The 14769-nt window shown below is 46.1% G+C and carries 14 protein-coding genes; 5 read left to right on the top strand and 9 right to left on the bottom strand.

What is annotated here, in order from left to right:
- From DF182_RS22885 to DF182_RS22900, 4 genes are all read right to left on the bottom strand, one after another.
- Window positions 1–711, bottom strand: coding sequence for a tetratricopeptide repeat protein (locus DF182_RS22885; protein ID WP_113618114.1), 711 nt, complete (start codon window positions 709–711; stop codon window positions 1–3).
- Window positions 704–1306, bottom strand: coding sequence for an RNA polymerase sigma factor (locus tag DF182_RS22890; protein WP_113618115.1), 603 nt, complete (start codon window positions 1304–1306; stop codon window positions 704–706). Before DF182_RS22890 ends, DF182_RS22885 begins: the two co-directional genes overlap by 8 nt.
- A 187-nt stretch (window positions 1307–1493) precedes the next feature.
- Window positions 1494–1853: an META domain-containing protein gene (locus tag DF182_RS22895; RefSeq protein WP_147243515.1), complete on the bottom strand. Its 360-nt coding sequence runs from the start codon at window positions 1851–1853 to the stop codon at window positions 1494–1496.
- Between the two features lie 121 nt (window positions 1854–1974).
- Window positions 1975–2226: an ADP-ribosylglycohydrolase family protein gene (locus DF182_RS22900; RefSeq protein ID WP_245957630.1), complete on the bottom strand. Its 252-nt coding sequence runs from the start codon at window positions 2224–2226 to the stop codon at window positions 1975–1977.
- Window positions 2227–2354: 128 nt separating this feature from the next.
- On the opposite strand from DF182_RS22900, the gene DF182_RS22905 reads away from it, so the two are divergent.
- Window positions 2355–3197, top strand: a complete 843-nt coding sequence (locus DF182_RS22905) for an alpha/beta hydrolase (protein ID WP_113618118.1) — start codon at window positions 2355–2357, stop codon at window positions 3195–3197.
- A 12-nt stretch (window positions 3198–3209) separates the two neighbouring features.
- Here the strand turns inward: DF182_RS22905 and DF182_RS22910 are convergent, their stop codons facing one another.
- Window positions 3210–3896 carry a LytR/AlgR family response regulator transcription factor gene (locus DF182_RS22910; RefSeq protein WP_113618119.1) on the bottom strand — a complete coding sequence of 229 codons (687 nt, stop codon included), beginning with the start codon at window positions 3894–3896 and terminating at the stop codon, window positions 3210–3212.
- The gene (locus DF182_RS22915; protein WP_113618120.1) at window positions 3874–4935 is read right to left on the bottom strand and encodes a sensor histidine kinase; all 1062 of its coding nucleotides are present in this window, start codon (window positions 4933–4935) and stop codon (window positions 3874–3876) included. The genes DF182_RS22910 and DF182_RS22915 overlap by 23 nt, the downstream gene beginning before the upstream one ends.
- Before the next feature lie 177 nt (window positions 4936–5112).
- Here DF182_RS22915 and DF182_RS22920 point away from each other — a divergent pair, with 177 nt between their 5' ends.
- Window positions 5113–6531, top strand: coding sequence for an alpha/beta hydrolase family protein (locus DF182_RS22920; protein WP_113618121.1), 1419 nt, complete (start codon window positions 5113–5115; stop codon window positions 6529–6531).
- Between the two features lie 6 nt (window positions 6532–6537).
- Here DF182_RS22920 and DF182_RS22925 read toward each other — a convergent pair whose 3' ends face one another.
- Window positions 6538–7122: a histidine phosphatase family protein gene (locus tag DF182_RS22925; protein WP_211327189.1), complete on the bottom strand. Its 585-nt coding sequence runs from the start codon at window positions 7120–7122 to the stop codon at window positions 6538–6540.
- A 96-nt stretch (window positions 7123–7218) separates the two neighbouring features.
- On the opposite strand from DF182_RS22925, the gene DF182_RS32355 reads away from it, so the two are divergent.
- Window positions 7219–7395, top strand: coding sequence for a hypothetical protein (locus DF182_RS32355; protein WP_153260011.1), 177 nt, complete (start codon window positions 7219–7221; stop codon window positions 7393–7395).
- Window positions 7396–7397: 2 nt separating this feature from the next.
- Here the strand turns inward: DF182_RS32355 and DF182_RS22935 are convergent, their stop codons facing one another.
- Window positions 7398–8288: an NAD-dependent epimerase/dehydratase family protein gene (locus DF182_RS22935; protein ID WP_113618123.1), complete on the bottom strand. Its 891-nt coding sequence runs from the start codon at window positions 8286–8288 to the stop codon at window positions 7398–7400.
- Window positions 8289–8405: 117 nt separating this feature from the next.
- Between DF182_RS22935 and DF182_RS22940 the strand changes: the two genes are divergently transcribed.
- Together DF182_RS22940 and DF182_RS22945 are read left to right on the top strand one after the other, a co-directional pair.
- On the top strand, window positions 8406–9479 hold the full coding sequence (locus DF182_RS22940) for a class I fructose-bisphosphate aldolase (protein WP_113618124.1): 1074 nt from the start codon (window positions 8406–8408) through the stop codon (window positions 9477–9479).
- A gap of 459 nt (window positions 9480–9938) precedes the next feature.
- Window positions 9939–13325 (top strand): M43 family zinc metalloprotease, encoded by a 3387-nt coding sequence (locus DF182_RS22945; protein WP_113618125.1) that lies wholly within the window; start codon window positions 9939–9941, stop codon window positions 13323–13325.
- Window positions 13326–13512: 187 nt separating this feature from the next.
- Here DF182_RS22945 and DF182_RS22950 read toward each other — a convergent pair whose 3' ends face one another.
- Complete coding sequence (locus DF182_RS22950; protein WP_245957518.1) at window positions 13513–14760, bottom strand: glutamate-5-semialdehyde dehydrogenase; 1248 nt, start codon at window positions 14758–14760, stop codon at window positions 13513–13515.
- Between the last annotated feature and the right edge of the window lie 9 nt (window positions 14761–14769).

The raw sequence follows: 14769 nt of genomic DNA on the forward strand, positions 1-14769 counted from the left end.
TTATATATGTTTAAGCCATTCAATAGCTTGTTGGTTGCCGGGCAATTGGTTGTCGCGTACTTTTTCCAGCAGAGATCCGGCCTGTTGCTGGTCGCCCGGACGGGCGCGTTGCAGCAGTGCCAGTGCTTTGTAAAAAGGCCCGGGGTTGGCGTAAATGGGGTATTGTATCAACCGGTCGAACTGCACGATAGCGGAATCATATTTTCGGGTGACGAGGTACAGGAGGCCCAGATATTTCACGGCATCGGGGGCGCTGGCTTCCTGTGTGGAGAGTGACAGAAATATTTTTTCGGCGTGGTCGTAGGCTTTGTTGTTGTAGGCGGTGATGCCCATTTGCAGGCTATCGGGGCTACCCTGCATGGTTACACTGAGTTGCAACAGGTGTTTGTTGATATAAGTGGCGGATAGCTGCTGAGTAGAAGGTGGTTTGATAAAGAGCCACCAGCTGGCGAGCAGGATACCAGCCAAAATGGCTGCAGCTGTGAGATAAGCCGGGAGCCGCCTCATCTTTGGGCGGGCAGGTGTTATCGCTTTGAACTGCTGCTGTTTTTGTTCGCGCAGCTGTTGCTTTAGCAGGGTGCGGCTACTCAGATAAAAAGCTACTTCCCGGGCAAATGTCTGTTCGGCAGCACAGCGTTGTTCAAACACCTGCCGCTCTTCCGAGGATAAGACGCCGGTAAAGTAATCATCTATATAATCCAGCTCACTCATAGTATTGATTAAAAGGGAGCATTTTTTCTTTGAGTTTTTCCATGCATCTGCGCCGGCTTACTTTGGCAACATCGGGGGAGTTGTATTCCAGCATAGTGGCTATATCCCGGTCGCTATAGCCATCTTCAAAAAGCAGTAGCAGCTGTTTACATTTCTCACCTATTTCCTGCATTTTTTTCTCCAGCAGGGAATGATTGCTGTTATCTATCAGTTGTTGTACCACATTACGGGCGTTGTCCGGTAACATGGTAATGAATGTATCCAGATCATGTGTTTGATGAACCCTTTCCTTATTAGTCGTAGTTTTTCTTTTCAGGTCAACACATTTATTGGAAAAAATCTGATAAATATATGATTTAAGGGAAGACCTGCCTTCAAAGCGGTTGTATACGATATTATCTATCACACTGATAATAGTGTCTGAATAGGCACTGGCACTGTCTTCCTCGTTGAGGCGATATTTACGCACCCCTTCACGGATAAAGTAATAAAACAACAGGTATAACTGCTCTTCATAAGAGCGTCTTCGGGGGCCTTCCTGTTGCAATCCGCGGAGAATTTCCTCCTCCCTGCTGCTATTGGATGAGCGGATCATAACTACCAATGATCTATACAAGATACATAAAAAAAACTCAAATAAAATTAAATGTTTCTTTGAGAGAGGGGATTGATGGAGTGGCTTTGAATGGAGGATAAAATTGGCTATAGGGATGGTATAAGTTGTTTTTTGTAAAAAAATCCAGTGACGGATTTTATCATCGGCCACTGGATTAATTTATGGATTAAGCACCTTTAAAACCAGCTAACTCTTTGTCTTCATTATACAGTTTTAGTTCGCTGTCATTGAGCGTAAATCTGGTGACAGCATGCATATAACTCACTAAACGCATAACGGTTTCACCTGGCCATATCCTGGGGTAAGGCGCTAATATAAATTCAATATCATTGCCGGCGACATTGGAATCACCACGTATTGGAAGCGGGCCAAACCGGCCCTGAAATGACCCATCCTGTGATATGGTAAAGTAGGGCATTTCCGGGCCCATCATTGGATCGCTGTTGTTATTAACGGGCTCGCCTTCGAGGGTTGCCAATGACCATTTGGTGTCGTAAATAGTGTCGGTTTTAACTGCTGTTGCCATGATGAGAAATTTTGAGGTGAAGAAATGCATGTAACGTCATAAATAACACGGCATCCTTCAGTTTTGTTATGGCTGATTTTCGGATGGAAGAAGCTGCCAGCTTATGTTTCAGGCAGGTAGCCTATTTGTAGAATATGGAGGTGTCGAACTTTTCCACATGTAGAGTCCACGCTTCAGGGACCGTATTTTCCGGGGCATATAACACAACGATACTGCCGGTGATGGCCGCAATAGTATCTCTGTCACCAAGTCCGCTAACGGCGGTCCAGATAGCTTCTTCGAAATCGTCAAGATGATGGGCGGCGCACCATAATGCAAACGGTACTGTATCCTGGGCGGTGAGCCCGGCGCCGTTGCCCAAAAAAAGTTTCACCAAAGGCATCACCAATTGATAATCCCAGTAATGATTTTTTTGCCAGTTCCAGTTGTTTGTTTACCATTGCCGGTAAGATACAGTAAATTCAATTACTTTAGCATCCATAAGGAAATAACTACTAATCAATGAAAAAAAGTATCATCATTCTGTTGTTGTTCATCAGTACTTTCTCTTTTGCACAATCCGAAAATGCCATCGTCATCGGCCACAGCCAGGAAATTCAATCGAAGGTTTTGAATGAGAAAAGAAAAATAAATATCTATCTGCCGGAAGGGTATAACCCCAACGATACTACGAAGTATCCTGTGGTTTATATTATCGATGGTGGGGTTGAAGAAGATTTTTTTCACATTACCGGTATCATTCGGTTTAATACACAGCCCTGGATTAATCGTCTCCCAAAATCAATTGTGGTAGGCATTGAAAATACTGACCGGAGAAGGGATTGTTCCTTTGCTGTTGATAACCTGGATTTTCTAAAGAAGATGGGATTTAAAAAAGAGCAGCTGCCAAGTTACGGTGGTTCCGCTAATTATATAAAATTTATCGCAACGGAATTGCAGCCTTATATCAATAGCAGTTACAAAACCAACCATCACAAAACTGTTATCGGCGAGTCTTTTGCCGGATTGTTGGCTACAGAGATTTTGCTGAAGCATAGAGATCTTTTTGATACCTATATCATTATGAGTCCAAGCCTTTGGTGGGGAAATGAATTGCTTTTAAAGGAAGCACCTGCACTGTTGGCAGCAAAAAATAAAACCAAGGTAAAGGTATACATCGGCGCCTGCAACAAGGATGAGAACATCATCATGCACGAGGATGCAATAGCCTTGCGTGATGTGCTGAAAAAATACGGAGGAGCGGAGACGACTGCATTCTATGACTATTTGCCGGATGAGGTACATGCTACCATGATGCATCAATCGGTGTATAATGCATTTAAGATGCTTTATCCTAAAAAATAATTTAATACTACTTCATTTTTTATTCAACCGATCCAGAAACTGTTGCCGGTAGGTCATGCCTACCGGCAATGTTACCTGATGTAAGCTTACCATATTTTTTTCATACATGGTTACCTGAGGCAGGGATATGACATATGATTTGTGTATTCTGATGAAATCCTGTGCCGGCAATAGTTCCAGGAGTTCGCTCATATTCATCAGGGCAAGTAGTTTCTTTTCCTGGGTATGAAAACACATGTAGTTTCCGGCAGCTTCGATGTATAGAATGGAATCTGTTTTTATTCTATGGAGTTGCTGCCCGCTTTTAATGATTATTTCTTCCGATGCTTTTGTGCTGGCGGGTTTGGTATTTGTTGCTGCAATTGCTTTATTGACAGCTTTGAGGAATCGCGGGTAATTAATGGGTTTTAACAGATAGTCGAGTGCATTGTATTCATAACTTTCCGCGCCAAATTCGGGGTAGGCAGTTGTAAAAATTACCATGGGCGGTACAGGTAATGATGCCAGCAAATGCATGCCGGATAAGCCTGGCATATTAATGTCGAGGAATAAAAGATCCACTTCTTCGCGCAGCAGATAGTCCATTGCTTTGTATGGATTGGTAAATCTGCCAGACAATTGAAGTAACGGTGTTTGTTCGATATATCGTTGTGTGAGGGCCAGGGCAAAGGGCTCATCATCTACCACTATACATTTCATGGGTATTCAGTTTTATCTCCAGCAATATGTCAAAGTTTTGATCATCCTGACGGACATGCAGCTGGTGGCCGGATGGGTACAGCAAAGCCAGTCGTTTTTTTACATTCTCAAGTCCTACGCCACCAATATGCGGCTCCGTCATAGGCACTGCACCAATACTGTTTTTTACAGAGAAAAGTAATTTGTTCTCTGCCACTTCCAGCAGTATGTGAATATAAGAAGGATCATCCAGCCGGATGCCATGTTTGAAAGCATTCTCCACGAAAGGTAGTAACAACAGCGGAGCAATATAATGCTGATTGTCCACCTGATGCTGAAACCGGATATCAGCCTTGATTTCATCAGAGATGCGATGTTGCTGCAGCTCAATAAAATTTTCCATGTATCTGATTTCCTGCTGTAATAATACCTGATCTTCATTGCTTTCGTAGAGCATATACCGGATCAGGTAACTCAGTTTATCTATAATACCTGCAGTGCGTTCATCTCCATACAAAGTAGCACTGGCGTATGCTGTATTTAATGTGTTAAAAAGAAAGTGTGGATTGATTTGTGCCTTCAGGAAATTCAGTTCCGTCATCAGCTTTTCCTGGAGTATCACCTGTTGTTGCGCTTCCTTCTTCAGCCATGTACGGATAAAACCGTATGCCATGGCCATGCTGAGTAGGATAAAATCAAATACGATATTGATGGCTATCTGCTCTATGAATGGTTCTTTTTCTGTGGATACAATACTGGAGAAAAAGAGAAAATCGATGACAGACTTCAGGAAGGTAATGCCGGTAAAAAGTAGTACCAGTAATAATATCAGCGTTTTTATTCTTTTTGCGGCCGCATACCTGGGAATTACAATCAGTGCGGCCGTATAAAACAGAACTGCATTGATCAGTGTTCCAATTGTCAGCGGATAAAAAAGCGTTTGCTGTGTATTGCTAAAAACGCCAACAGTATTGGCGATCAGCGCAAATAACAGATAACCAGCTATCCAGATGGCAATATGAATGATTATTTCAATCCGTCTTTTTTTCAAGTACTGCATATGGGTGCTGAAAATAATGGTATTCCTGCTATTTCTTTTGAAGAATTGATGAACATATGTTTTTTTTATGTGAACTGCATTGAGAGCAAGGATGGCCCTTTGTAAATATCGGGGTATGTTGTTTGCAGATTAGCCACCATCGGTGCGCAGAAGGCTGCTAAGTTTGTAATAAAAAACATGAAATCGACTTGCACATTATTATTGTTGCTTATTACTATCTCTTTCTCTCTGCAGGCACAAAATGTAAAAGGTGTTTGGATAGGTACATTAAAACTGGAAGGCGATCCGCCGCAGGTAGCCTTTGAAATCTTCGAAGATATAGAGGGTGGGTTACACTCGCTGATGCATGTCATCAATCAGAAGAACTTCAATATAAAAGTAGAAAACCTTCGTGTTACCGGTAAGGATTTACAAATGGATATTCCAACAATGAGTGCGCACTTTGAAGGGCAACTGGTAAATGATAGTACGATCGCGGGGTTTCTGTTAATGAATGATAAACGTAAGTTTACATTGAATCTTACCAGAACTGCCGCGTTGCCGGTAGTTAAGCTGAGAAGGCCACAGGAGCCTGTTCCGCCCTTGCCATACCGGGAAGAGGATGTTGTATTCGTTAATAAAGCTGCAGGCGTATCGTTGGCAGGTACGCTCAGCTTACCACCGGGGGGCAGCCGTTTTCCGGCAGTGGTGCTTATCTCTGGTTCCGGTCCCAACGACCGTAATGAAACTATCTTTACGCATAAAGTATTTCTTGTGTTGGCAGACTACCTTACCCGTGCTGGTATTGCCGTACTCAGGGTGGATGACCGGGGTGTGGGCAATAGTACAGGTGATTATGAATCCGCTACCAATGAAGATCTTGCGGCTGATGCATTAGCGGGTGTACAGTATCTGCAAACAAGACATGAAATCAATCCGCAGGCGGTGGGCTTGATAGGACATAGTCTGGGTGGAGAAATAGCCCCTATTGCAGCGCTTTCTCCTGAAGTGGCTTTTGTTGTACTGATGGCTGGCAGTGCTTGTCCGGCAGAGGTTAGTTATTATGAAGGTTGTGAAGCAGTGGGTAAGCTACATGGAGCTACTCCTCAGGGTATTGCAACAAACAGGAAGGTGTTGGATGCAGTTTTTAATATCATTAAAACAGAGCCCAATGATAGCATTGCAAAATTGAAGCTGGCGGCCCGTTTGAAGGAGCTGGACCCGGAAGTGGCAAAACTTTCGGCCAAGGACCGATTGATCATGGAGCTTTCCCATCCCCTTCGTGTAGAAGACTTTCTCAGTTTGTTATCTGTCCCTCGTCGTGCAGATTTTGCCCGCGACCTGGTTGCCATCGTTAAACAGGTAAAATGCCCGGTGCTGGCCATGAATGGCAGTAAAGACCAACAGGTAATGCCTTCGCAGCTGAAACGTATTGAGAAGGCGCTGCATGCCGGCGGCAACAAGCAGGTGACTATTAAACTTTTTGAAGGGAAAAACCATCTTTTTCAGAATGCAAAGACAGGGTCTGTCTCCGAATATGAAGAGATAGAAGAAACGATTGCTCCTGATGTCTTGGCTTATATGGCCACATGGATTAAGCAGCGCCGTATAAAATAACGGTGTTTATACTTCTTCCAGGTGTGTCACAGAGTTAAACAGATGGCAGGTCCATTCGCCATTGGCATATTCGAGCCGGGTGACGGAGGTATTGCCCATAGGAGGTGGTGGTGGCATCTCCGGGAGCAGGTAGGCCAGTATCTGGCGGATAAAGCTGCCGTGGGTGACGAGCACGATTTGTTTACCTTCTTCGGTGGTGATGAGGTCTTCCAGAAAAGACAAGCCTCTTTCCAGCACGTCGGTATTGGTTTCCATGCCGAGGTCCATTTGTTTCCAGTCTGGCCCCCATTTGGCGAGGCGTTCGGCTTCAGTGGTACCTTCGGCCTGGCCGCCACCGGCCTCACCGATACGGATATCCTGCCAGATGCTGTCAATGCCCAGTTCTTCGGCTACGATAGCAGCTGTCTGGCGGGCGCGGATCAGGTGGCTGGAACATACGACGTCCCATTGTTCGCTGGCCAGACGTTGTCCCAGTTTGCGTGCCTGTGACAGCCCTTCATCATCGAGGGGAATGTCTGAATACCCTTGCAGGCGGCCGGCTTTGTTCCAGGATGTACAGCCATGACGGATAATTGCGATACGGGTCACCATATGTTTACTTTGTTTTTTCGGGGAGCAAAGATAAACAACAATGATGGTATATTCAGCTGCTGTAGGAAACCAAAGGATATTCCATATTTTTGCTATATGGAAATGATGATTATACCAGCAGAGAACGATTCCAGGCCTATAGACCCTGAAACACAGCCATTAGCCCCTGAAACGATTATTCATGATGGTTCCGGTGGTGCATTTGAAGGAACGGAGACTGTTTCAGAAGAACGGGAGGAGAAGCCGGAGAAAGGGGCTCCCCGGGCTTATTGATGTTAGTCATGTTCAGTCTTCACAATAGTAGACAGCAGGTTGTTGTGCAAAGGTAACCAGCCCAGGCTGCGTGCGGCCACCGCCGATACGATGCTGTTGGACCCCATCCCGAAGTGGGCGCCTTCCATCCCCCATAACGAGATGGCCTCTTCGATGGAGAGTGATTTTGTTTTACCACCGAAGCCCAGCGATTTGCTGACGGCGGCAGCTATCTCCTTCAGGGAGTTGATACCATTTTCTGCATAATAAAAACTACCGGAAGGGGCTTGTTCCAATACCAGTAGGTATAAGTTGGCGAGGTCTTCTATATGTACGTTGGACCAGCGGTTTTCACCGGTGCCGATGTATACGCCGCAAGCGGCTGCTCTGGCGGCTTCGGTAAGCATAGGTACCTGCGCCGAATCTTTTTTGAGGCCCATGCCCGTACCATAAATCATAGTAGGGCAGATGACCATATAATGTCCATCGGCGGCGAGTACGGCCCTGTCTATCGCTACACGGGCTGCTTTTTCCAGTCTTGGGTTTTTAGGAATGAAAGTAAATGGTTCGATAATGGCATAGGCACCTTTTGCTTTATCACCTGCGATGCTGGAGCCTGATGTATGGATGAACTTTTTATGGGTACCGGCCAGCGCTTCGAGGATAGTGGCCACTACATAAGGGTTGTCTGCCGAAGCGGTGTTGATGACTGCATCAGCAGATTCGGCTGCAGAGGCAATAGTGGCTTCATCATCCAGCGTACCGACTACTGGCTGTATACCAGCTTCTATTAATGCGGGAAAGTCCTTTTCATTTCTTGCCAGTCCGTTTACCCTGTAACCGGCTTTGATCAGCCTGGCCGCTATGGAACCACCGATATAGCCGGTGACACCGGTCATAAATATTGTTTTCATCTAATGATTACTTTAAAGTGGATAATGCGGTAGAAGTGAAAGTCCTGGAATTTTCCTGGCTACGTTTTTGTGCAGGATTAAATCCTTACATTTAGTCTAACCAAAAAAGAACCTGTTATGTTATCCTTGGAAAAAATCAGCGAGTTGCTAGGTAAAGATAGCGATATACTTTTACAACATGAAAGTAAAACCATCTCCAGAGATTTACTGCATCTTCCCGGTCCGGATACCGTTAACCGAATTTATCGGCCTTCCAGCCGTAACCCGCAGGTACTGCGTAGTCTGGGACAGTTGTTTAATTCCGGCCGCCTCGCCGGAACGGGTTATATGTCTATCCTCCCGGTAGATCAGGGTGTGGAACATAGTGCAGGCGCATCTTTTGCCAAAAATCCCGCTTACTTCGATCCGGAAAACATTGTGAAACTGGCCATAGAAGGTGGTTGTAACGCTGTTGCCTCTACCTTCGGTGTATTGGCAGCTGTATCCCGCACATATGCACATCGTATCCCCTTTATCGTAAAAATCAATCATAACGAACTGCTTACCTATCCTAACAAAGCAGACCAGGTAATGTATGGTACCGTACAGGAGGCATGGAACCTGGGTGCTGCAGCTGTTGGGGCTACTATCTATTTTGGTTCCGATAACGCTGACCGCCAGCTGGTGGAAGTATCGCAGGCTTTTGAACTGGCCCATGAGCTGGGCATGGCCACCGTCCTCTGGTGTTATCTCCGTAATGAAGCTTTTAAAAAGGATGTGGATTATCACCTGGCCGCCGATCTCACCGGACAAGCCAATCACCTGGGCGTTACTATACAGGCGGATATTATCAAACAGAAACTGCCGGAAGTAAACGGTGGCTATAAAGCGCTCAATACCGGCAGCTCTTCCTATGGTAAACTGGATGAACGTATCTATACCGAACTCACCACTACTAATCCGATAGATCTTTGCAGATACCAGGTGGCCAACTGCTATATGGGGCGCATGGGACTTATTAATTCAGGCGGCGCTTCTCAGGGAGAGGCTGATCTGGCAGATGCAGTAAGATCTGCTGTGATCAACAAAAGAGCCGGTGGTGCGGGCCTTATATCCGGACGTAAAGCATTCCAACGACCTATGAATGAAGGCGTTGCTCTGTTGAATGCTATCCAGGATGTATATCTCAGTTCAGCCGTTACCGTTGCATAATTGTGTGCTGATGTCCCTGATAAACAGATAATAGTAGGAATATTTAAAAAACGTGTAGCCATTGATGTTGTCAATGGCTACACGTTTTTTAGTATAAGTTTGGATTCCTACAAACATACCTGGTTAATATCCGGGAAGAAGTAATCAATTTCAGGGTAGCTATTTAACGCATGCTCTTTTAAATTCGTGATAGCAATTGCTGTTTTTACCACGAGCACAATAGATGAATTAACGCCTGTCATATCAACCACAACGAATCAATGATACAATACTTGTATTTCCTATGCTTTCCAGGCACTTAGCGCCTGGCAATGTTATCCTGATTAACCATTTTTATCACTAAAACCATTTTATGAAATAGCTCTTCCCTCTTCTCAGGTGATCCCTGATTTTGCTGCCATGGGCAGCTATTTGTTATTGTTTAACTCATTCTTCTAGTCTACACATTAAAACATTTATATGCTACATTTATCGCGAAAGATAATGATGCTATTGTTATGCCTGGTCATCACCATGGGAGCGATAGCTCAAAACAAGGTGCTTGCGCCGTTGCCTGATCACTGTTCGGCTTCGCGCGCTATGCAGGAGTTGTATAAAAAACATCCTGCTTCCCTGAAAGTAGCCGCCAGTCAGGAGGCCAATATCCGTAAATTCATTGCTAACATGAAACAACAACGGGTAGCACAGGACGCTGCGCCCACACAATACACCATTCCGGTGGTATTCCATGTTAATGATGCAGCTAATCCATACAAAGTAACGATGGACCAGATACGTTCTGCGATTGATATTCTTAACCAGGATTACAACCTGTTGAACGCGGACTATCCATCTATAGATCCCCGTTTTATCGGGCTGGCAGCCAATCTGCATATTACTTTCCGTTTGGCGGATATTGACCCGCAGGGTAATCCTACCACCGGTGTTACCTATCACTATAATGACCTCGACGGCCGTTCTCCCGATGGTTCCGGTGCTGCGGTGAAAAGTGTTTCCTACTGGCCGGGCGAGAAATATCTGAACATATGGATTGTGAGCGAAGTTGAACAAAAGGGTGTGTATAATAATTCAGGCTGGACCTATCTTCCGGATGACTGGGTAGCTTCTAATCATCTGGATGGTGTGGTATATAACTGGAGATACCTGGGTGCAGAGGGAGTAGGAAGCTCTGAAATGGGACAACCTAATATGAAACGGGTACTGACGCATGAAGTGGGCCACTTCCTGAACCTGTGGCATACTTTTGAGAATGATTGTAATGCTCCGGGTGATGAAGTGGATGATACACCGCCTACACAATCCAACTTTGGTGGTTGTAATCTGAATGCCAACTGGTGCGGTGTGGTGGCCAATGTAGAAAACTACATGGACTACTCTTCCTGTACAAAAATGTTTACCCTTGGTCAGCGTGACAGGATGCTGGCGGCATTGAATAGTAGTGTGGCGCAGCGTAATAATCTGTGGTCTGCAGCTAATCTGGCAGCAACCCTGTTACCCGATTCTATGAAACGTATCGTACCTGCTTTTACGCTGTTTTATGAAAGTGATGCTAATAATGGAAGTCTGCCGGTGCCTGATACCCTGAAGATACTGGGTGCTGGCGGTTTTGCCGTTAGTAGCGGTAATTTGGTGGCAGGTACTCATTACACTATCCAGAATGTGCCGGCAGGATTGACAGCATCGATACAGGTGCTCAATAACACTACTGCTGTTTTATCATTAACGGGTCAGGCTACGCAACATACTACAGCCAACAACACTGACAGCCTGAAAATAACCTTCCTGGATGCGGCTATCCAGGGTGGGGCTGCTTCACTTTATCACAGCAGCGTTGCATTTGGCACACGCTTCCTGGATCCTTACAAGATCGTTTATAACGATATTCCTGATATTGTGATCAACAGTAGTAATCCCTGGCAGTATCTCTCCTTTAATGCCGGAAATGCTGTATTCGGAGGATGGTTGAATAGCAATAAACTGCGGTTTGAAACTTATATGAAGTCTGCTGTATGCGAAGGCACTTCCCGTAATATCTCACCGGTGGCGGCTAATACGGTAATAGGGGATACTTCTAATTTTGTGGCTGGTGGAGATTATCCGGATGAACATGATATCTACAGCAGCAGTTATACAAAATGGGCAGGAAAAACCGCATATATCGGACTTAAGTTCACCCTGGGTGGAAAGCCACGCTATGGCTGGCTACGTATTACAGTAGCTCAGGATGGTAGTAGTTATACAATCAGGGACTATGCCTGGAACCAGGCGCCTGGTGCTAGCATTAAGGCCGGAGAATCAGGTAATGCCGCGCTTTCATGGTCAAGGTCATTAGTCAGGGAGGGAGTTGCCAATGACGGCAGCATTCAGGATACAGTGAAAATAATTGTTCGGGCAAATACATTGGCCATCAGGTCAGGAAACTTTACCAACAATGTGCATTATACAGTGAGTAATGTGCCGGCGGGCCTTAACGTACAGCTGACGGCTCTGGATAGTATTACTGCGCGTTTATCCTTCACCGGTAAGGCAACGAATCATGCTGCTGCAAATAGTACCGCTGTCACGGTTAATATCCTTCCTGCTGCCTTTACTACCCCTAAGACGGCCGACAGCAGCCAGAACCAGATAACCATCAATTTCCGTGATCCGTACGGAATTAAATATGTAGATGTAAATGATACGGTGTATACCATTAATGCTACAAATCCCTGGTATTATTTTCTGGTAGATAATATCCAGGATGCCGCCTATGGTCTGTGGTCAGATAGCGGAAGACTGCGGTTTGAAACCTATCGGAAACCGATGGTATGTCAGGGTACCACTAAAAATATTTCGTTGCTGACACCAGGCACCATCATTAGTAACTCGTCTAACTTTAGGGCTGGTGGTGATTTCCCGGATGAGCATAACCTGAATACAACCAACTACACTGTCTGGAAAGGCCAAACCGGTTATGCAGGATTCTCGTTTACCACTTACGGTGAAGTATACTATGGCTGGTTCCGTTTTAAAGTGAATGCTAACGGTGACGCCTATACTTTAATGGATTATGCCTACAATACTCAACCCGGTGGTAGCATCAAAGCCGGACAAAAGGATACTGTTGCAGCTCCGGCTGATACTGTGGCGCATGTACAGGATTATTGTACCGCCAGCACTGCACTGAATTACAACACCATCACAAGGGTACGGCTGGCTAACCTGGACAACAGTTCACAATGGGATGGCTATAGGGACTTTACCGCCCAATCCGCCAATGTCGCCGCCGGACAATCCTATCAGCTGCAGATCAACCTCGCCATCGAATACTGGCCTGATATTTCCGTAGCCGCCTGGATAGACTGGAATGGAGATAAACAACTGAATGATACCACAGAGAAAGTATTTGTTAGACGCGGCAGTGGTCCATTTACACAAACGATCACCGTACCGGCCAATGCTAAAACCGGTGCTACACTGATGCGCGTGAGAATGGGTTATGGCAGCAACGTGAAACCCTGTGGTGTGGATAGCTACCAGGGAGAAGTGGAAGATTATACCGTGAAAATAAGCGGAGGCACGGCCACATTGCAGAAAATGAACACGGAAACACCTTCTTCTCTGATTGCTACCAATCCTTTCTCAGACAGGATCAACATCAGCTTCCAATCTACCTTTGAAGGCCTTGGTACTTTACGTTTGTATGGTCTCGACGGACATGTTAAGAAAGAACAGAAAGTACAGGTGACAAAAGGTATGAACAGACTGCAGATGGAGAATCTGTCCGGTTTGCCTGCGGGTATCTATCTGATTGATATCACCCACGGATTGTATGACAGGATGACCATTAAAGTCATCAAACCATAACTGTGATTGATATGATACCGCTGATTTTTCTCATAAACGGAGATTAACATATTCATTGATGTTTTTTGGTAAAAATGAAACAGCCATTGATCACCTGATCAATGGCTGTTTCATTTTTATCTTCATACTAATCTCCGCTTTAATCTTCGCTCATCAGGAACATCAGTATTCATCATATAAATCACAGTTACTGTCTCGTTTGGCCGCTGCCATATACAAACCATTTCTCTGTGACCAGTTTTTCGAGTGCAAACGGGCCTCTGGCATGGAGTTTTTGTGTGGAGATGCCTATTTCGGCACCGAGGCCAAATACGCCACCATCGGTGAAACGGGTGGAGGCGTTGACATATACGGCGGCGGCATCTACCGTGTTGAGGAATTGTTCGCTTACGATCGGGTCACGGGAGATGATGGCTTCGGAGTGACGGGAGGAATATTCCTGGATATGTTCCAATGCGGCGGTTGTGTTGGGTACCACTTTGATGGAGCATTGGAGTGACAGGAATTCCCGGCCGAAGTCTTCAGCACTGGCGGGATGAAGGTGAGGGTAGTGGTTGGCCTCCAGCAGGGCGTAGGCTAACGGTTCCGCATATATGTCCACATTATAGGCGGCCAGCTGCGGTGCGAGCAATGCGATGAAGTCTGCTGCCACGGCCGTATCTACCAGTACGGTGTCGAGTGCATTACAAACGGAAGGTCTGGATACTTTGGCGTTGGTGACGATGGCAGCGGCCTGTTCGAGGTTGGCGGATCGTTCCACGTAGGTATGACATACGCCGGCGCCGGTTTCTATTAGAGGCACGCGGGAATTGGCGCGTACAAAGTCGATCAGCTGCTGGGAGCCGCGGGGGATGATGATGTCGATGTATTTGACGGCGGTGAGCATTTCGGTCACCAGGGCGCGATCGGGAGGCAACAGTTGTACCGTGTTTTCGTCCGCATCAAATTGACGGAGGGCGTCCTGAATGAGCGCTACCAGACAAGTGTTGGTATGAATGGCATCGGAGCCACCGCGTAGCACGCATACGTTGCCGGAACGGATACAGAGGGCAGCTACATCCACTGTTACGTTGGGGCGTGATTCGTAGATGACACCTACAACGCCGAGGGGGACGGTTTTTTTCTGTACCAGCAGTCCGTTTTCTAGGTGGTTTTCCAGCAGCAGCTGGTTGACCGGGTCGGGGAGGCGGGCAATATCGTTGAGGCTGGCAGCGAGGCTGCGGATACGTTGTGCGTTGAGTAGCAGACGATCTTTTTTAGGGTCTTCGTCCGGCATCAGGTCCAGATCTTTTTTATTGGCGGCGATGATAGCCGGGATGTTTTCGGTAAGTGACCGTGACAGCTGTTGCAGCAGTGCCTGTTTCTGCGCGTCCGGCAGGGTGCGGATGGATTCCGTGGCCTGTCGGGCTTTTTCGAGGAGGGGTTGAATAGTCATGATATATTA

The sequence above is a fragment of the Chitinophaga flava genome (genome assembly GCF_003308995.1).
In the GTDB taxonomy this organism is placed as follows: domain Bacteria; phylum Bacteroidota; class Bacteroidia; order Chitinophagales; family Chitinophagaceae; genus Chitinophaga; species Chitinophaga flava.